The sequence below is a fragment of the Pseudomonas sp. GM102 genome, assembly GCF_000282555.1.
Classification (GTDB): Bacteria; Pseudomonadota; Gammaproteobacteria; order Pseudomonadales; family Pseudomonadaceae; genus Aquipseudomonas.
This window is the reverse complement of record NZ_AKJB01000045.1, coordinates 98,665-117,028: the sequence shown is the minus strand read 5'-3', so window position 1 is coordinate 117,028 and position 18,364 is coordinate 98,665. Positions and strand designations below refer to the sequence as shown.

The 18,364-nt window shown below is 60.0% G+C and carries 19 protein-coding genes and 1 pseudogene; 10 read left to right on the top strand and 10 right to left on the bottom strand.

Annotated features, from left to right (window positions below; all coding sequences use genetic code 11):
* Nucleotides 1-17: 17 nt before the first annotated feature.
* From PMI18_RS21115 to PMI18_RS21130, 4 genes are read left to right on the top strand one after another with little or no spacing between them, the layout of a single operon-like run.
* Nucleotides 18-452 (top strand): DUF4426 domain-containing protein, encoded by a 435-nt coding sequence (locus PMI18_RS21115; protein WP_007897924.1) that lies wholly within the window; start codon nt 18-20, stop codon nt 450-452.
* Entirely contained in the window at nt 449-1,045 is a 597-nt protein-coding gene (gene rdgB / locus PMI18_RS21120; protein WP_007897921.1) for an RdgB/HAM1 family non-canonical purine NTP pyrophosphatase, read from the top strand. The genes PMI18_RS21115 and rdgB overlap by 4 nt, the downstream gene beginning before the upstream one ends.
* Nucleotides 1,042-2,247, top strand: coding sequence for a radical SAM family heme chaperone HemW (hemW, locus tag PMI18_RS21125; RefSeq protein WP_007897909.1), 1,206 nt, complete (start codon nt 1,042-1,044; stop codon nt 2,245-2,247). Before rdgB ends, hemW begins: the two co-directional genes overlap by 4 nt.
* Before the next feature lie 9 nt (nt 2,248-2,256).
* Complete coding sequence (locus PMI18_RS21130) at nt 2,257-2,580, top strand: DUF3392 domain-containing protein (protein ID WP_007897907.1); 324 nt, start codon at nt 2,257-2,259, stop codon at nt 2,578-2,580.
* A gap of 131 nt (nt 2,581-2,711) precedes the next feature.
* On the opposite strand, the gene trmB is transcribed toward PMI18_RS21130, so the two are convergent.
* From trmB to PMI18_RS21150, 4 genes are all read right to left on the bottom strand, one after another.
* Nucleotides 2,712-3,437 (bottom strand): tRNA (guanosine(46)-N7)-methyltransferase TrmB, encoded by a 726-nt coding sequence (gene trmB / locus PMI18_RS21135; protein ID WP_007897906.1) that lies wholly within the window; start codon nt 3,435-3,437, stop codon nt 2,712-2,714.
* Between the two features lie 9 nt (nt 3,438-3,446).
* Nucleotides 3,447-4,241 carry a thiazole synthase gene (locus PMI18_RS21140; protein ID WP_007897902.1) on the bottom strand — a complete coding sequence of 265 codons (795 nt, stop codon included), beginning with the start codon at nt 4,239-4,241 and terminating at the stop codon, nt 3,447-3,449.
* A 60-nt stretch (nt 4,242-4,301) separates the two neighbouring features.
* Nucleotides 4,302-4,502 carry a sulfur carrier protein ThiS gene (gene thiS, locus PMI18_RS21145; RefSeq protein WP_007897898.1) on the bottom strand — a complete coding sequence of 67 codons (201 nt, stop codon included), beginning with the start codon at nt 4,500-4,502 and terminating at the stop codon, nt 4,302-4,304.
* Between the two features lie 90 nt (nt 4,503-4,592).
* On the bottom strand, nt 4,593-4,964 hold the full coding sequence (locus tag PMI18_RS21150) for a DUF423 domain-containing protein (protein WP_007897895.1): 372 nt from the start codon (nt 4,962-4,964) through the stop codon (nt 4,593-4,595).
* Between the two features lie 71 nt (nt 4,965-5,035).
* Here PMI18_RS21150 and mtgA point away from each other — a divergent pair, with 71 nt between their 5' ends.
* Nucleotides 5,036-5,758, top strand: coding sequence for a monofunctional biosynthetic peptidoglycan transglycosylase (mtgA, locus tag PMI18_RS21155; protein WP_033036105.1), 723 nt, complete (start codon nt 5,036-5,038; stop codon nt 5,756-5,758).
* Between the two features lie 177 nt (nt 5,759-5,935).
* Here the strand turns inward: mtgA and PMI18_RS21160 are convergent.
* The 5 genes and pseudogenes from PMI18_RS21160 to ftsY form a co-directional block, all read right to left on the bottom strand.
* Nucleotides 5,936-7,266 (bottom strand): annotated as a pseudogene (locus PMI18_RS21160) (IS4 family transposase).
* Between the two features lie 121 nt (nt 7,267-7,387).
* Nucleotides 7,388-8,242: an RNA polymerase sigma factor RpoH gene (gene rpoH / locus PMI18_RS21165; protein ID WP_007897890.1), complete on the bottom strand. Its 855-nt coding sequence runs from the start codon at nt 8,240-8,242 to the stop codon at nt 7,388-7,390.
* 113 nt (nt 8,243-8,355) lie between these two features.
* Entirely contained in the window at nt 8,356-9,384 is a 1,029-nt protein-coding gene (ftsX, locus tag PMI18_RS21170; protein ID WP_007897889.1) for a permease-like cell division protein FtsX, read from the bottom strand.
* A complete protein-coding gene (gene ftsE, locus PMI18_RS21175; protein WP_007897888.1) occupies nt 9,381-10,052 on the bottom strand; it encodes a cell division ATP-binding protein FtsE in 672 nt (223 codons plus the stop codon). The genes ftsX and ftsE overlap by 4 nt, the downstream gene beginning before the upstream one ends.
* Entirely contained in the window at nt 10,049-11,575 is a 1,527-nt protein-coding gene (gene ftsY / locus PMI18_RS21180) for a signal recognition particle-docking protein FtsY (protein WP_007897887.1), read from the bottom strand. The genes ftsE and ftsY overlap by 4 nt, the downstream gene beginning before the upstream one ends.
* A gap of 344 nt (nt 11,576-11,919) precedes the next feature.
* Here ftsY and PMI18_RS21185 point away from each other — a divergent pair, with 344 nt between their 5' ends.
* The 5 genes from PMI18_RS21185 (at nt 11,920) to PMI18_RS21205 (ending at nt 17,305) form a co-directional block, all read left to right on the top strand.
* Nucleotides 11,920-13,275, top strand: a complete 1,356-nt coding sequence (locus PMI18_RS21185; RefSeq protein WP_007897885.1) for a M16 family metallopeptidase — start codon at nt 11,920-11,922, stop codon at nt 13,273-13,275.
* Nucleotides 13,268-14,758, top strand: coding sequence for a M16 family metallopeptidase (locus PMI18_RS21190; RefSeq protein WP_007897883.1), 1,491 nt, complete (start codon nt 13,268-13,270; stop codon nt 14,756-14,758). The genes PMI18_RS21185 and PMI18_RS21190 overlap by 8 nt, the downstream gene beginning before the upstream one ends.
* Nucleotides 14,758-15,375 (top strand): 16S rRNA (guanine(966)-N(2))-methyltransferase RsmD, encoded by a 618-nt coding sequence (gene rsmD, locus PMI18_RS21195; RefSeq protein WP_007897880.1) that lies wholly within the window; start codon nt 14,758-14,760, stop codon nt 15,373-15,375. Before PMI18_RS21190 ends, rsmD begins: the two co-directional genes overlap by 1 nt.
* 73 nt (nt 15,376-15,448) lie before the next feature.
* Nucleotides 15,449-16,459, top strand: a complete 1,011-nt coding sequence (locus PMI18_RS21200; RefSeq protein ID WP_007897878.1) for a hydrolase — start codon at nt 15,449-15,451, stop codon at nt 16,457-16,459.
* A gap of 3 nt (nt 16,460-16,462) precedes the next feature.
* Nucleotides 16,463-17,305 (top strand): AraC family transcriptional regulator, encoded by an 843-nt coding sequence (locus PMI18_RS21205; RefSeq protein ID WP_007897875.1) that lies wholly within the window; start codon nt 16,463-16,465, stop codon nt 17,303-17,305.
* A 185-nt stretch (nt 17,306-17,490) separates the two neighbouring features.
* Here PMI18_RS21205 and PMI18_RS21210 read toward each other — a convergent pair whose 3' ends face one another.
* Nucleotides 17,491-18,345 (bottom strand): sulfurtransferase, encoded by an 855-nt coding sequence (locus PMI18_RS21210; protein WP_007897873.1) that lies wholly within the window; start codon nt 18,343-18,345, stop codon nt 17,491-17,493.
* Nucleotides 18,346-18,364 lie beyond the last annotated feature (19 nt).

The following is an 18,364-nucleotide window of genomic DNA, read 5'->3' as shown; positions in this document are numbered from 1 at the left end:
TTTCGAGGAGAACGATCATGGGTCGTCTAGCGCTGTTTTTACTTACTGCCTGCCTGAGCGTCACCGCCATGGCCGCCGATGTCATCAAGGGCGAGCGCAAGGAAACCTTTGGCGATGTGACGGTGCATTACAACACCTTCAACTCGACCTTCCTGACACCGGACATTGCCAAAGCGGCCGAGCTGACCCGTGGCAAGAATCAGGGCGTGATCAATGTCTCGGTGATCAAGGACGGCAAACCGCTGGTCGCCAACGTCAGCGGCACGGTCAAAGACCTGACCAGCCAAAGCATCCCGCTGAAGTTCAAACAGATCACTGAAACAGGCGCGGTGTACTACATCGCCCAGTTCCCGGTGGATCAGCAGGAAATCCGCACCTTTGACATCAAGGTGCAGACCGGCGACAAAACCAACACCATCAGTTTCCAACAAGAGCTTTTCCCCGGCCAATGATGAATTTCACCCAACTCGTACTGGCCAGCCACAACGCCGGCAAACTCAAGGAACTCCAGGCCATGCTCGGCGAATCGGTGCACTTGCGCTCGATCGGCGAGTTCAGCAGCGTCGAGCCTGAAGAAACCGGCCTGTCGTTCGTCGAGAACGCCATTCTCAAGGCCCGTAATGCCTCGCGCATTTCCGGGCTGCCAGCCTTGGCCGACGATTCGGGGCTGGCGGTGGATTTCCTCGGCGGTGCGCCGGGCATTTATTCGGCCCGTTACGCCGACGGTAAAGGCGATGCGGCGAACAACGCCAAACTGCTCGACGTCTTGAAAGACGTGCCGCAAGCCGAGCGCGGCGCGCAGTTCGTCTGTGTGCTGGCGCTGGTGCGTCATGCCGACGATCCGTTGCCGATTCTCTGCGAAGGCCTGTGGCATGGGCGCATCCTGACCCAGGCCAGCGGCGAACACGGTTTCGGCTACGACCCGCTGTTTTGGGTGCCGGAGCGCGAGTGCTCCAGCGCCGAGCTTAAGCCCAGCGACAAGAACCAGATCAGTCACCGCGCCCGTGCAATGGATCTGCTGCGCCAGCGTCTGGGCTTGAAATGACCCATGACTCGTCCGCGTCGCCGCTGATCTTCGGCGGCGCCGCCCAATCGCCTCGAGCGGCCCTGCCCGTGCTGCCGCCCCTGGCGTTGTACATCCACATCCCGTGGTGTGTTCGCAAATGCCCTTATTGCGACTTCAACTCCCACACTGCCAGCCCCGTGTTGCCGGAAGAAGAGTATGTGGATGCCCTGCTGGCCGACCTCGATCAAGACCTGCATGCGGTCTATGGCCGTGAGCTGAGTTCGATCTTCTTCGGTGGCGGCACGCCGAGCCTGTTCAGTGCCAAGGCACTGGGTCGCTTGCTCAAGGGTGTCGAGCAACGAATTCCGTTTACCAGCGACATTGAAATCACCCTGGAAGCCAACCCCGGAACCTTCGAGCAGGAAAAGTTCGTCGCTTACCGGGCGCTGGGCATCAATCGCCTGTCGATCGGCATCCAGAGCTTTCAGGAAGAGAAACTCAAGGCCCTGGGGCGGATTCACAACGGCGATGAAGCCGTGCGTGCCGCCGGCATGGCGCGTCAGGCCGGTTTCGATAACTTCAATCTAGACCTGATGCATGGTTTGCCCGATCAGTCGCTGGACGACGCCCTGAACGACCTGCGCCAGGCCATTGCCCTGAAGCCGACGCACCTGTCCTGGTATCAACTGACGCTGGAGCCGAACACAGTGTTCTGGAATCAGCCGCCAACGCTGCCGGAAGACGACACCCTGTGGGACATTCAGGAGGCCGGCCAGGCGCTGTTGGCCGAACACGGTTACGCGCAATACGAAGTCTCGGCCTATGCCCTGCCCGGCCGTCCGGCGCGGCATAACCTCAATTACTGGAGTTTCGGCGACTTCATCGGCATCGGTGCCGGCGCCCATGGCAAACTCAGCCATCCGGACGGGCGCATCGTCCGTACCTGGAAGACCCGTCTACCGAAGGACTATCTCAACCCGGCCAAAAGCTTCCTGGCCGGCGAGAAAGCCCTGACCAACGAAGAGCTGCCGTTCGAATTCCTGATGAACGCCTTGCGCCTGACCGAGGGCGTCGAAGCGCGGTTGTATCCAGAGCGCACCGGGCTGCCCCTGGAAAGCCTCGCCGAAGGCCGTCGCGAGGCCGAACAAAGTGGCTTGTTGCAGGTCGAACCGTCACGTCTGGCGGCCACGCTGCGCGGACAACTCTTTCTCAATGACTTGCTGCAGAAATTTCTGACCTAAGGAAATCGAATGGATCTGGTACTCGACCTGCTCGCCACCGTGTCCCGCTGGAGCCGTAGCAACCTGTCGGAAATCTCTCTGGCGCTGGTGGGTTGCTTGCTGGTGCTGTTTGGCGCCGACATAAAAGGTTGGGTCGACCAACGCCTGGGCAGCATCGCCGGCGCCTTGCGCGTCCCGCTGATGGCCCTGCTGTGCATGGTCGGCAGCGGCGTGGCGCTGATCTATGCCACGCCATGGATCATCAAAGGCCTGAGCCAGTTCAACAACTACAGCCTGGCACCGGTGCTGTTGGTGGTGCTGGTGTTGATCGGCGTCGTAGCCGATCGCCGCTGATCTCAGTTACAACCGAAAACAACTGTGGGAGCGAGCCTGCTCGCGATAGCGGTCTGACAGTCAACAAAGATGTTGAATGTTATGACGCCATCGCGAGCAGGCTCGCTCCCACAGTTTTTACAGCGTTGTACTTAAGACTGTTTTTCGAACTTCAGATCCCACACGCCATGCCCAAGACGTTCGCCGCGGCGTTCGAACTTGGTGATCGGGCGTTCGGTAGGGCGCGGGACGCATTTGCCGTCTTCGGCGAGGTTGCGGTAACCCGGCGCGACGTTCATCACTTCCAGCATGTACTCGGCGTACGGCTCCCAGTCGGTAGCCATGTGCAACACACCGCCGACCTTCAACTTGCTGCGCACCAGCTCAGCGAACGACGCCTGAACGATACGGCGCTTGTGGTGACGGCTCTTGTGCCACGGGTCCGGGAAAAACAGCATCAGGCGGTCGAGGCTGTTGTCGGCGATGCAACGGTTGAGCACTTCGATCGCATCGCAATCGTAGACGCGCAGGTTGGTCAGGCCCTGAGTCAGCACGCCATTGAGCAGCGCGCCGACACCTGGACGGTGAACCTCAACGCCAATGAAATCCTGCTCCGGCGAGGCCGCGGCCATTTCCAGCAGCGAATGGCCCATGCCGAAGCCGATTTCCAGCGAGCGCGGCGCTGAGCGACCGAATACCTGATCGAAGTCCACCGGCGCGTCGGCCAAAGGCAGTACGAACAGCGGCGTACCTTGGTCCAGACCACGTTGCTGGCCTTCGGTCATGCGCCCGGCGCGCATCACGAAACTCTTGATGCGGCGGTGTTGGCGCTCGTCGCCTTCTTCCGTCTGGATTGGCGTGTCGTTTGATTCAGTCATCAATGGCTCTTACTTGATCAGACCATCCAGCGGCGAGGAGGCGCTGGCATAGAGTTTTTTCGGCATGCGGCCGGCGAGGTAGGCCAAGCGACCTGCAACAATGGCGTGTTTCATGGCTTCAGCCATCATGATCGGCTGCTGGGCATGGGCGATGGCCGAGTTCATCAGCACCGCTTCACAGCCCAGTTCCATGGCGATGGTGGCGTCGGAGGCAGTACCGACACCGGCATCCACCAACACCGGGATCTTGGCTTCTTCGAGGATGATCTGCAGGTTGTACGGGTTGCAGATCCCCAGGCCCGTGCCGATCAGACCGGCCAGCGGCATCACTGCGATGCAACCGATTTCCGCCAGTTGACGGGCAATGATCGGGTCATCACTTGTGTAAACCATCACGTCGAAACCTTCCTTGACCAGCACTTCGGCGGCCTTGAGGGTTTCGATCACGTTGGGGAACAGGGTTTTCTGGTCCGCCAGCACTTCCAGCTTCACCAGGTTGTGGCCGCCGAGCAGCTCACGGGCCAGGCGGCAGGTGCGCACAGCCTCGGTAGCGTCGAAGCAGCCGGCGGTGTTAGGCAGGAAGGTGTAGCGATCCGGCGACAAGACTTCGAGCAGGTTCGGTTCGCCCGGGTTCTGGCCGAGGTTGGTGCGGCGCACGGCGAAGGTGACGATCTCGGCACCCGAGGCTTCGATGGCCAGGCGGGTTTCTTCCATGTCGCGGTACTTGCCGGTGCCTACCAGCAAACGCGACTGGTAAGTACGACCGGCCAGGACGAAGGGCTTGTCGCTACGAACGATGCTCATGGGAAATCCTCTGTAGGGGTGAGGTTCTTGCAGAATTCTGTGCCCATCAGGGCCGGGCGACTAGCCGCCGCCGATGGCGTGTACCACCTCGACGGAATCACCGTCATTCAGCGTGGTTTCAGCGTGCTGGCTGCGCGGGACGATATCCAGATTGAGCTCGACCGCCACCCGGCGCCCGGTCAGTTCCAGACGGGTCAGCAGGGCCGCAACGGTTTCACCGTCGGGCAGTTCAAGGGATTCGCCGTTCAATTGAATGCGCATACCGAATGCCGCCATCATTTTTAGGGGCTGGCATTCTAGCCCGATCAGTCAGGCCGACCCAAGCCATTCGTCACGAAATGGACCGCGTGGTCAGCTCAACCGCCAGGCGGCAAGCCCCAGGCAAACCCAGCCGACCAGGAACGCCAGGCCACCGAAGGGCGTCACGATCCCGAGCTTGCTGATGCCCGTCATCGTCAGCAGGTACAGGCTGCCGGAAAACAACAGAATGCCGATGGCAAAGGATGCGCCGGCCCAGGTGATCAGTCGACCGGGAATCTGCGTGGCCAGCAGCGCTACACCCAGCAATGCCAGGGTGTGCACCAGTTGATAGGTGACGCCCGTATGAAAAATCGCCAGGTACTCGGCGCTCAGGCGGCTTTTCAGGCCATGGGCGGCGAATGCGCCCAAGGCAACACCGGTGAAGCCGAAAAAAGCAGCCAGCATCAGGAAGCCACGCAACATGAGAACTCCAGTCAGACTCGATCAACAGGGTCTGTATAATGGCCGGCTCAACGGGTTCGGCCAAGCTCTCTATGCTGCAGTTAATTTTCCGTCGTTTCACAAAGGCCCTGCTCTGGTTCGCGGGTGGCAGCGTATTGCTGGTGCTGATCTTTCGCGTGGTACCGCCACCGGGAACCGCGTTGATGGTCGAGCGCAAGGTCGAATCCTGGTTCGACGGCGAACCCATTGACCTGCAGCGCACCTGGAAACCCTGGGATGAAATCTCCGACGACCTGAAAGTCGCAGTGATTGCCGGCGAGGATCAGAAGTTTCCCGAGCATTGGGGCTTTGATATCGGCGCGATTCAGGCGGCGTTTGCGCATAACGAACGCGGCGGCTCGATTCGGGGCGCCAGCACCCTGAGCCAGCAGGTGTCGAAGAACCTGTTTCTGTGGTCTGGCCGCAGCTGGCTGCGCAAAGGCCTGGAGGCCTGGTTTACCGGGCTGATCGAGGTGCTCTGGCCCAAACAGCGGATTCTTGAGGTGTACCTCAACAGCGTCGAGTGGGATGAAGGCGTATTTGGCGCCGAAGCGGCGGCTCGGCATCACTTTGGTGTGGGCGCTCGCTCGATATCCCGACAGCAGGCAAGTTTGCTGGCTGCGGTACTGCCAAACCCGCGGGTGTGGAGCGTCAGCCATCCAACCTCTTACGTTGCAAGACGGGCCGGGTGGATTCGGCAGCAGATGAGTCAGTTGGGCGGGGATAGCTATCTGCTCGGGCTCAACGATTCGCGCCGGGCACCTTGGGCTCAGTAACTCGACGCAGAACCTGAACCCGACCCCCTGTAGGAGCGAGGCTTGCCCGCGAAGGCGATGTGTCAGACACATCAATGCTGAATGACACACCGCCTTCGCGGGCAAGCCTCGCTCCTACAAGGATTCGGTGCAAGCGGGCACAAACAAAAACGCCCCGATCAATGATCGTAATGCTGTTCACTTAAGTGGAGCAGCCTTACGATCCACGGGAAACCGGGTCTTTGAAATCTTCACCGTCCTGGGCCTCGAAGGCCTTGGGCGGTGATCCAGAAACAATCCTCCAATACCTGCCCTTAACTCTGATAACCGCCTCCCTGTCGCTGAAATCGGATTGGCTGCTGCCATCACGATCAGCTGGACCGCGATGTACTGACAGGCTGGTTTGAAGCGGATGTCCGAGGGGGGCGACCAAACGCAACTGCCGCCTGACTGGCTTCCCGACGAACCACGTTGTAAGCCAGCAACAGTCCCCAGACTTCCTGATAGATCAAGTCGACTTTTTTGCTACGCAAGGTCACTGCGTTCTGTTGCATTGAGCTTTTGATGTCTCTGAAGCCTAACTCGATCTCCCAGCGCTCCTGATAAAGCCGGGCAACGGCTTCGGTGCTGTAGGTGCTCGCCGGCAGTGACGTCATGACTGTCTTGAGTTTGCCTTGAATTTCATAGCTGACTTCGCGGGCCTCCCAATGTGTTGAAAGGGCCGGATTTCGGGCTCTGGCTCGCGGTGAGACCTTCATGCGCACCAGACGATCGTGCGGGTTGTAACGAGCCACTTCATCACAAACCGTGCCTTTTTTGGCCGGAATCAACCAGTGCCGATGAGTGCCGGCTTTATTCAGGCTCGACAGTAGTTCGGCGCCCCAGAACCCTTTATCGAATAACGTCACCGAGTGATCGGGAATCTGCTGCAAAAACTCGTCGGCCAAGCGCATTTCACTGCGTCGGTAAGGGCTCAATTGGGCATCCAGGATTACGTGCGAACGCACATTCATCAACGCCACCAAGCGCAGCATGGGAAACGGAGTCTGGCGGTCGGTCCGGGTGTTTCCCGACCCGAAATGATCTCGAAGTTCGGGCGTATCCGGGGTGCGCAAAAGCGCTCCGTCCACCGCAAACACTTGCAGGCCCTGCCAGGTGTCATCGGTATAACGCTCCGCGCCCCATTGATGACCTGTCTTGCGGAATAACCATTCAACAGGATCGGCACCGAGCCGCTTACGCGCTTCGGTTACACCGCTTCGGGCTAATAGCTGGTCAGAGGCCAGGCCTTGGGCACAAATGTTCAAACGCCTGGCCACTTCGTGAACCGGCTCGTCACGAAACAGCGCCATGCCGAGTACCAGCCAAAGCACTTGATCGGCGGGCAAGCGACGTCGGCGAATGGTCGCCTGGCTGGAGAGATCCAGTGCAGACGCTACCCACTCAACCGGAATATGTTGGGTAAAGGTACTCAGATCGCAGAAGTTGAAAAGATCGCCAAGGTCGAGCAGGTCTTGTTGAACAGACATAAAAAATCCGATGCCAGAGGTCTGGCATCGGATTTTCGAGTAAGCCCTGCTGAGACTCAAATGCTTAAGTGAACAGCATTACGATCAATGATCGGGGCGTTTTTTATTGCCGGCGCGCAGGTTATGCGGCGATCGACAACTTGAGCTTGTTCATCGCGCTCTTCTCGAGCTGACGAATACGCTCGGCCGACACGTTGTACTTCTGCGCCAGGTCGTGCAGCGTGGCTTTTTCTTCTGCCAGCCAGCGCTGGTAGAGGATGTCGCGGCTGCGGTCGTCCAGCACTTCAAGCGCTTCATGCAGGTTGTGGTTGGAGTTGTCGCTCCAGTCGGCGTCTTCCAGTTGACGGGCCGGATCGTACCGGTGGTCTTCCAGGTAGTTGGCCGGCGACTGGAATGCACTGTCGTCGTCCGCTTCCGCGGCCGGATCGAAAGCCATGTCATGGCCAGTCAGGCGACTTTCCATCTCGCGCACTTCCCGCGGCTCTACGCCGAGGCTTTCCGCCACGCGATGGACTTCCTCGTTGTTCAGCCAGGCCAGACGTTTCTTCTGGCTGCGCAGGTTGAAGAACAGCTTGCGCTGGGCCTTGGTGGTCGCGACTTTCACGATTCGCCAGTTGCGCAGGATGAACTCGTGGATTTCCGCCTTGATCCAGTGCACCGCAAAGGACACCAGGCGTACACCCATTTCCGGGTTGAAACGCTTGACCGCTTTCATCAGGCCGACGTTGCCTTCCTGGATCAGGTCAGCCTGGGCCAGGCCGTAGCCGGAATAGCTACGGGCAATGTGTACGACAAAACGCAGGTGGGCGAGCACCATCTGCCGAGCCGCCCCCAAATCCTGCTCATAATAGAGACTCTCGGCCAGTTCACGCTCCTGCTCCGGTGTCAGCAATGGAATGCTGTTCACCGTGTGCACATAGGCCTCCAGGTTCGCACCCGGGACCAGAGCATATGCAGGCTGCAAAGAATTGGTCATACGAAAAAACCTCCGACTTACATAACTCGTGCAGTTCAGCACTGCGAAAATTGACCGGAAACCAAAAGACAAGTTCCCATAAACGCTGAAAGGTCAATACGAGCAAAATGATATTACTTTGGCGCAAGCTCCCGCAGGTGGCGTGCGACTGCAATCCATGCACCGATATACCCCAACAGCACCGCGCCAAGCAAGAGCGATAGACCGTCGGCAACTGGCACTCCGGCCAGCGCAAAATCACTGCCGTACAAACCGGCCAGTCCAACCACCGCGTCGTTCAGCCAGTTCAGGCCGAACGCCAATACACCCCAGGAAAGAATCCCCGCACCAAAGCCATAAAGCGCACCCATATACAGAAAGGGCCTGCGCACATAGCTGTCAGTGCCGCCGACGAGTTTAATCACTTCTATCTCTGTGCGGCGGTTTTCAATATGAAGACGAATGGTATTGCCTATCACCAAAAGTAATGCAGAAACCAAAAGCACAGTCAGACCGAAGACAAATCGGTCGCCCAGCTTGAGGATGGCTGCCAGACGCTCGACCCAGACTAGATCAAGTTGCGCCTGTTGTACCTTCGGCAATTCGGAAAGTTTTTGTCTCAATGCTTCAAGCGCGGGCTTGTCGACCTCGTTCGGGGTCACCAGGACCACGCCCGGCAGCGGGTTTTCCGGGAGTTCCTTGAGCGCTTCGCCTAGCCCGGACTGCTGCTGGAACTCTTCCAGCGCCTGATCGCGACCCACGTATTCGGCGTCGGCCACGCCCGGCATGCCCTTGATCTGCTCGCGCAACGCCTCGCCCTGTTCAGGGCTGGCATCGAGTTGCAGGTACAGGGAAATCTGCGCCGCACGCTGCCAGGAACCGCCGAGACGCTCGACGTTACTTAGCAAAAGTGACAGGCCCATCGGCAAACTCAGGGCAACTGCCATCACCATGCAGGTGAAAAAGCTGCCGATCGGGTGTTTGCCCAAGCGGCGCAAGCTGTCTAGCAGACTGGCGCGATGGCTTTCGATCCAGGCGCGGAACAGCGTAGGGAAATCCGGGCCATCGTCATCGTCGCGCTTTTTCTTCTGCGACTGCGGTTGCGGATCGGCGGCTTTCGGGGCCACGCGCTCGGAAACCTTGGGGCTACGTGTTGCACTCATACGCCAGCCTCCCCGTCGCCGATCAATCGGCCACGCTGCAGGGTGAGCATGCGGTGACGCATGCGGGCAATCAGTGCCAGGTCGTGACTGGCGATCAGCACGCTGGTGCCCAAACGGTTGATGTCTTCGAACACGCCCATGATTTCTGCCGCCAGACGCGGGTCAAGGTTACCGGTCGGTTCGTCCGCCAGCAGCAAGGCCGGACGGTGAACGATGGCGCGAGCGATGCCGACGCGCTGTTGCTGGCCGGTGGACAGGTCGCCGGGGTAGAGATCGGTCTTGTCCGAGAGCGCCACGCGCTCCAGGGCCGAGTCCACGCGCTTGGCGACTTCGGCCTTCGACAGACCAAGGATCTGCAGCGGCAACGCAACGTTGTTGAACACCGTGCGATCGAACAGCAGCTGGTGATTCTGAAACACCACGCCGATTTGCCGGCGCAGGAATGGAATCTGCGCATTGCTGATGGTGCTCAGGTCTTGCCCTGCCAGCAGCAATTTGCCGGTGGTCGGACGCTCCATCGCCAGCAGCAGGCGCAACAAGGTGCTTTTACCGGCGCCGGAATGGCCGGTAACAAACAAAAATTCGCCCCGACGGACTCGAAAGCTCAGCTCATGCAAGCCGACGTGACCATTCGGGTAGCGTTTACCGACCTGCTCGAAACGAATCATGAACGCTCCCGCTCGGCAAACAATGCCTGGACAAAGGGTTCTGCTTCAAAAGTACGCAAATCGTCGATGCCTTCGCCGACACCGATATAGCGAATCGGCAAGCCAAACTGCTTGGCCAGGGCGAAAATCACCCCGCCCTTGGCGGTGCCATCGAGTTTGGTCAGCGCCAGGCCAGTCAGTTCGACGGTCTGGTTAAATTGCTTGGCCTGATTGATGGCGTTCTGGCCGGTACCGGCGTCGAGCACCAACAGCACTTCGTGCGGCGCATCGGCGTCGAGCTTGCCGATCACCCGGCGAACCTTTTTCAGTTCTTCCATCAGGTTGTCTTTGGTGTGCAAACGACCGGCGGTGTCGGCGATCAGCACGTCAATACCACGGGCCTTGGCGGCCTGCACGGCATCGAAGATGACCGACGCCGAGTCGGCGCCAGTGTGCTGGGCGATCACCGGGATCTTGTTGCGCTCACCCCAGACCTGCAATTGCTCCACTGCGGCGGCGCGGAAAGTATCCCCGGCGGCGAGCATGACTTTCTTGCCTTCCAGTTGCAGTTTCTTCGCCAGTTTGCCGATGGTGGTGGTCTTGCCGGCGCCGTTGACGCCCACCACCAGAATCACGAACGGCTTGTTCTGCGAGGTGATTTTCAGTGGCTGTTCGACGGGCTTGAGCATCGCCGCCAGTTCCGCCTGCAGGGATTTGTACAACGCGTCGGCATCGGCCAGCTCTTTGCGGGCGACTTTCTGAGTCAGGCGCTGAATGATCACCGACGTCGCTTCGACGCCGACATCGGCGGTCAGCAGGCGGGTTTCGATGTCTTCGAGCAACTCGTCATCGATGATTTTCTTGCCGAGGAACAGGCTGGCCATGCCCTCGCCAATGCTGGCGCTGGTCTTGGACAAGCCTTGTTTGAGGCGAGCGAAGAAGCCGGCTTTGGTCTCCTCGGTACGCACCGGCTCGACCGGTGTTTCGACAGGAGCGATGGGAGTGGTGGCGACAGGAGCGATAACCGGTGCAGGTGCAGGCGCTTGAACAATCGGAGCAACCGGAGCGGGAGCAACAAATGCAGGCGCTACAGGTTCTGGAGCAACCAGCGCAGGCTCGGCCACGAACACAGGTTCAACGACCGGCTCAACCACTGGTGCGCGAATCGGCTCAGGAGCAAACGCGGCCGGGGCTGGAATCGGCGGAGTGATGTGAGCTGCTTGTTCATCTTCGACCAACGCCACCGGCTCTTCCGCCACCGGCAACGTCAGCCACGGCTCGGCGGCTGGCGTCAGCGGCAACGGGGCCACGACCACGGTTTCAGGCTCAGGCGCAGGCTCGGCCGCGGATTGCAGTACCGGCTCGGCGATCGGCAGGACAACCGGCGCAGGCTCTTGCTCCATGACCGGCGCAGGTGTTGCCTCAGGAATTGGCTGTGGCTGTTCGACAACGGGTTCCTGCGGCTTTTTGCGCAGCCATCCGAACAGGCTTTTCTTCTCGCCAGCCGCAGCTGGGGTCTTCTTGTCGTCGTTGGAACCAAACATGGAGGACGGCTATCTCACGGTAGCGACGCGCCAAAGGGCGCCTCGGCAATAAATAATTCGATGCAGAACAGACTGCGATTCATCCAGCTTGTTCACGCGCAACATTTTATCGAGGTGCAAACGGCACCTTGCAAAAAACGATTTCACGAAGGACTGAAGCGGCAAAATCGGCGAAAAAGCAGAGTTTAGTCGATAAAACCCAGCCTTCTGCCGTAAACCCATACAACCTGATCAAACGTAAAGGCCTGATAGGCGTGGCCGCCAGTAAAACGGATCAGTATCCTAGCACCCTCTCGCCCGCCGACGCTAAGACCAAGCGGGCAGCCCAACAGGTTTAAAAACGAATGAATGCTCTAGCCCGCCGCGCTGCAGGCCTGCTGTTCAGCACAGTTTGTCTGCCACTTTCAGCCCTGGCTGCCGATCCACAACCCACCCACGAATTCACCCTCGACAATGGCCTGAAGGTCGTTGTGCGCGAAGACCATCGTGCGCCGGTCGTCGTTTCCCAGGTCTGGTACAAGGTCGGCTCAAGCTATGAGACCCCGGGCCAGACCGGGCTGTCCCATGCGCTGGAACACATGATGTTCAAGGGCAGCGAGAAAGTCGGCCCCGGCGAAGCGTCGCTGATCCTGCGCGACCTCGGTGCCGAAGAGAACGCCTTCACCAGCGACGACTTCACCGCGTATTACCAAGTGCTGGCCCGTGACCGTCTGGGCGTCGCTTTCGAACTGGAAGCCGACCGCATGGCCAATCTGCGCCTGCCAGCCGACGAGTTCACCCGCGAGATCGAGGTGATCAAGGAAGAACGTCGCCTGCGCACCGACGACAAGCCGATGTCCAAGGCCTACGAACGCTTCATGGCCATGGCCTACCCCGCCAGCGGCTATCACACGCCGACCATCGGCTGGATGGCGGACCTCGACCGCATGAAGGTCGAAGAACTGCGCCACTGGTATCAATCCTGGTATGTGCCGAACAACGCCACCCTGGTGGTCGTCGGTGACGTCACCCCGGACGAGGTCAAAACCCTGGCCCAGCGTTACTTCGGCCCGATCGCCAAGCGTGATGTGCCACCGGCGAAAATCCCGCTGGAACTGGCCGAGCCCGGCGAACGGAAGATCACCCTGCACGTGCAGACCCAATTGCCGAGCCTGATGCTGGCCTTCAACGTGCCGAGCATCGCTACCGCCGAAGACAAGCGCTCGGTGAACGCTCTGCGCCTGATTTCCGCACTGCTCGATGGCGGCTACAGCGGCCGGATCCCGACGCAACTGGAACGCGGCGAAGAGCTGGTGTCCGGCGGTTCGTCGAGCTACGACGCCTACACCCGTGGCGACAGTCTGTTCACTTTGTCGGCCACGCCGAACACCCAGAAGAAGAAAACCATGGCCCAGGCGGAAGCCGGCCTGTGGAAACTGCTTGAACAGCTGAAAACCACCGCGCCCTCCACTGAAGAGCTGGAGCGCGTACGAGCACAGGTCATTGCCGGTCTGGTCTACGAGCGTGACTCGATTACCAGCCAGGCCACCGCCATTGGCCAACTGGAAACTGTCGGGCTGTCCTGGAAACTGATGGACACCGAACTCGCCGAACTGGAAAGCGTGACCCCGCAAGACATCCAGAAGGCCGCCAAGCTGTATTTCACTCGCGCACGTCTCAGCGTCGCCCATGTACTGCCACAGGAGACGACTCATGAGTGAGCGTAAAAAACCGCGCCTGGCCCTGATCGGCCTGATCGTCATTGCACTGCTCGGATCCGCCGCCTTCTATTTGTCCAAGTCTGACGAGACCAGTGCCAGTGAAGCCCTCGACAAAGCCAAGGCGAGCCAGAAACTGCAATCGTTGGCGGAACTCGACGGCAAGACCCCAAGCCATCGCTCACTGAACGTGCAGACCTGGAACACCGCCGAAGGCGCCAAGGTAATGTTCGTCGAAGCCCGTGAGCTGCCGATGTTCGACATGCGCCTGATCTTCGCTGCCGGCAGCAGCCAGGACGGCGATGCTCCCGGCCTGGCACTGCTGACCAATGCCATGCTCAATGAAGGTGTGGCCGGCAAGGATGTCAGCGCTATCGCCCAGGGCTTCGAAGGCCTGGGGGCCGATTTCGGTAACGGCGCCTATAAAGACATGGCGATTGCCTCGCTGCGCAGCCTCAGTGCCGCGGATAAACGCGAGCCTGCCTTGAAGCTGTTTGCTGAAGTGGTCGGCAAACCGACCCTCCCCGCCGATTCCTTTACACGCATCAAGAACCAGATGCTGGCCGGCTTCGAATACCAGAAACAGAACCCCGGCAAACTCGCCAGCCTGGAGCTGATGAACCGCTTGTATGGCGATCACCCGTACGCGCACTCCAGCGATGGCACGGCGAAAAGCATTCCACCGATTACCCTGGCGCAGTTGCGGGCCTTCCATCAGAAAGCCTACGCTGCTGGCAATGTGGTGATTGCACTGGTGGGCGACTTGTCGCGCGCCGAGGCCGAGGCGGTTGCCGCACAAGTGTCCGCCGACCTGCCCAAAGGGCCGGCCCTGGCGAAAATCGAACAACCGACCGACCCCAAGTCCAGCATCGGCCACATCGAGTTTCCGTCCAAGCAAACCAACCTGATGATCGCGCAACTGGGCATCGATCGTGACGATCCGGATTACGCAGCGCTGTCGCTGGGCAATCAGATCCTTGGCGGCGGTGGCTTCGGCACCCGGTTGATGAGCGAAGTGCGCGAGAAGCGCGGCCTGGCCTATGGCGTGTATTCGGGTTTCAGTCCGATGCAGGCTCGCGGGCCGTTCATGATCAACCTGCAAACCCGCGCAGAGATGAGCGAAGGCACGCTGAAACTGGTGCAGGACGTGCTCGCCGACTACCTTAAAACCGGCCCCACCGAGAAAGAACTCGACGACGCCAAGCGAGAACTGGCCGGCAGCTTCCCGCTGTCCACCGCCAGCAACGCCGATATCGTCGGGCAGCTCGGCGCCATGGGTTTTTACAACTTGCCGCTGAGCTACCTGGAAGACTTCATGCAGCAGTCCCAGAGCCTGACCGTCGAGCAAGTCAAAACCGCATTGAACAAACACCTGAGCACGGACAAACTGGTCATCGTCAGCGCTGGCCCGACCGTGCCACAAAAGCCGTTGCCGGCCCCTACTGACAAACCTGCCGAGCAACCGCTCGGGGTTCCGGAGCATTAATGGCCCGTCCATCGCGTCCAAAGAAACCTGTTCACAACGTGCATAACGGTGTGAATCAACTGCGCATCATCGGCGGTGAATGGGGCAGCCGAAAGCTGAGCTTCCCCGATGCGCCAGGCTTGCGTCCAACGCCGGACCGAGTCCGTGAAACCCTGTTCAACTGGCTCGCGCCTTATGTCGCCGGGGCCAAGGTACTTGATCCGTTTGCCGGCAGCGGTGCGCTGTTTCTGGAAGCTTTGTCCCGTGGCGCAGCAATGGGCCAGGCACTGGATGCCAGCAACATTGCGGTAGCGAGCATCAAGGAACATCTGGGCACCCTGCGCTGCACAACCGGTCAGGTACAGACTGCCGACGCCTTGCGCTATCTGGAAACCCAACCGGCTACGGCGTTCGATCTGGTGTTTCTCGATCCGCCGTTCAATCAGAATCTGTTGCCGGCCGTTTGCACTTTGCTCGAAGAGCGTCAGTGGCTGAGTGACGATGCGTGGGTCTACACTGAAAGCGAAACGGCACCGTCGATATTGGGTTTGCCAGAAAATTGGCGCCTGCATCGGGAGCAAAAATCAGGACGGGTGTACTACGCGTTGTGGCAACGTATGGCAGGGATCGCCGGTTAGTCCGGCCTGTAAAAACGGTGCGAAGCTCAGTCAGTTAACGCTGCGGGTAAGCACCGCTGCATCGAGAGCAATCGTGTCCCATCTGCCAGAACGTTTCACCCCCCAATTCAGCCCCGCCTACGGCCTGGGCAATCCGCACTTACAAACCTTGTGGGGACCGCTATGGCGCAAAACCACACACCTGGACCGCGAGCGCGAACGTTTATGGCTCGAAGACGGCGACTTCCTTGACCTGGACTGGCACGGCCCCCACAGCGCAAATGTGCCACTGGTGCTGGTGCTGCACGGCCTGACCGGCTCATCGAATTCACCTTACGTGGCCGGTGTGCAGAAGGCGCTGGGCGCCCAGGGTTGGGCCAGCGTCGCGCTGAACTGGCGAGGCTGTTCCGGCGAACCCAATCTGTTGCCGCGCAGCTACCATTCCGGGGCCAGTGAAGACCTGGCGGAAACCATCAAACACCTGCGAACCCAGCGCCCTCTCGCGCCGCTGTATGCGGTCGGTTATTCCATGGGTGGCAACGTTTTACTCAAGCATCTGGGCGAAACCGGCAGCAACAGCGGCGTACTCGGTGCGGTGGCGGTGTCGGTGCCGTTTCGGCTCGATCAGTGTGCCGATCGTATCAGCCAGGGTTTTTCCAAATTCTATCAAGCGCATTTCATGCGGGAGATGGTCGCCTACATCAAGAACAAGCAGCGCAGGTTCCAGCATGAAGGGCATCAGGATGGCTTGGCGGCATTGGCGGCGCTGGGCTCGCTGGAGAACATGCGCACCTTCTGGGATTTCGATGGCCGGGTCACCGCACCGCTGAATGGTTTCGCCGATGCCGCGGATTACTATCGCCGCGCTTCGAGTCGTTATTTCCTTGGGGAGATTCGCACACCGACCCTGATTATCCAGGCGGCCGATGACCCGTTTGTCTTTCCTCATAGCCTGCCGCATGCCGACGAATTGTCTGCCTCCACCCAATTCGAATTGCAGGCCAAGGGTGGGCATGTCGGCTTCGTCGAGGGCTCGTTCCGGCAACCGGGTTACTACCTGGAAAGGCGCATTCCCCAATGGCTCGCCACCACAGGACGCAAGTAGAGCATGGGTTCGGATCAGGGCGAATCGATTCACTTCTGGCAAACGGCGCCGTTGGCCGGGGTCGAGTTATTGTCCGCACGCTACATCGAACACCGCTTCGCCCCCCATATACATGACGGCTATGTGATCGGCATGATCATGGCCGGCGCCCAGCGTTATCGCTATCGAGGTGCCGAGCATCTGGCGGGTAGCGGCACGCTGGTGCTGATCAATCCGGATGAACTGCACACCGGCCACAAAGGTACGGAAGACGGTTGGTTATACCGGGCGTTTTATCCCGACAGCGGGCAGATTCTTTCACTGCTGGACGAGCTCGAACTGCCGACCGATACCTTGCCGGCGTTTGGCGCCACGTTGTATCGCGATCCGGATCTGGTGAAGGGGTTTTGCCAACTGCATTGTTTGCTGGAGAGTCCGTCCACGGCGCTGCAGCAGCAAACGGCCTGGCGGGAAATGATGCTGTCGCTGTTGCAACGTCACGCAGCGGTCCCGACCGCCAGCAAACCTGGCAAGGAACACCGGGCGGTAACCCTGGCCAAGGAACTGCTGCAATCACGCTTGGCGGCGCCGCCCTCGCTGGAAGAACTGGCGGCGGCGGTGAACCTGTCGCCCTTCCACTTCGCCCGAGTGTTTCGCAGAGCCACCGGCATGCCGCCACACACCTGGTTGATGCAGCAGCGCATCGCTCGGGCACGGGCGTTGTTACAACGCGGCTGCCTGCCGCTGGAAGTCGCGACGCAACTGGGTTTTGCCGACCAGAGCCATCTGAGTCGGCAATTCAAGCAGGTTTACGGCGTGGGACCAGGGGCGTATCGCAGCGCGCGGCAGCTGCCCGACCATGGATGACAACGAAGATCCAAATGTGGCGAGTTTTTGTGGCAAGGGGGCTTGCCCCCGTTGGAGTGCGAAGCGCTCCCGCAGCCAGCGGATATGGTTTTTCAGTTAGACCGTCCCGATCTGCGACTGCTTCGCAGCCGAACGGGGGCAAGCCCCCTCGCCACAAGAGGCTCGCTCCCACAATGGATTGGGGATTATTCGCCCTTGGCGACGCCTCGCGCAGGATCGTTGATCCACTCGCTCCACGACCCGGCATACAACGACCCCAACGGATAACCCGCCAGGCAGAGGGCGAACAGGTTGTGGCAGGCGGTCACGCCGGAACCGCAATACGCGACCAGCTCTGTCGGTGAACGATCACCGAGCTTCGCGGCAAACCGCTGCTTGAGCTGTTCGGCCGGCAGGAACCGCCCGTCGCTGCCCAGGTTATCGGTGAACGCAGCACATTGTGCGCCGGGGATGTGCCCGGCAATCGGATCGATCGGCTCCACTTCACCCTTGAAGCGCGGCAAGCCGCGGGCGTCGAGCAAGGTCAACGCGGGCTGGCCTAGACGTTGCTGGAGCTGTTGGGCGCTGAGCACCAACGAAGCATCCGGCGTCCCGGTGAAGGTGCCACGGGCAATCGACGGCGGATCAAGACTCAGGGGCAATCCGGCGGCGTGCCAGGCTTTCAGCCCGCCATCGAGAATGAACACGCCATCGCGCTTGCCCAGCCACGCCAGCAACCACCAGGCCCGCGCCGCGTAGGCGCCTGGACCGTCATCGTACAAAACCACTTCGCTGTCGGCGTTGATGCCCCAGGTTTGCAAGCGTTCGATCAAGTCGACGGGTTCAGGCAATGGATGACGCCCGGTAATCCCCTTGACCACTGTCCCACTCAAATCACGCTCCAGATCGGCAAAGCTCGATCCGGCAATATGCCCTTCGGCGTAGCTGCGCTGACCGTAATCAGGGTCTTCGAGGGCAAAACGACAATCCAGAATCACCAGCCCCGGCGTCTCCTTCTTCAGGTCCAACGCTTGCGGGCTGATCAGTTGCGCAATGGGCATAACGGGCTCCTGTGATTTT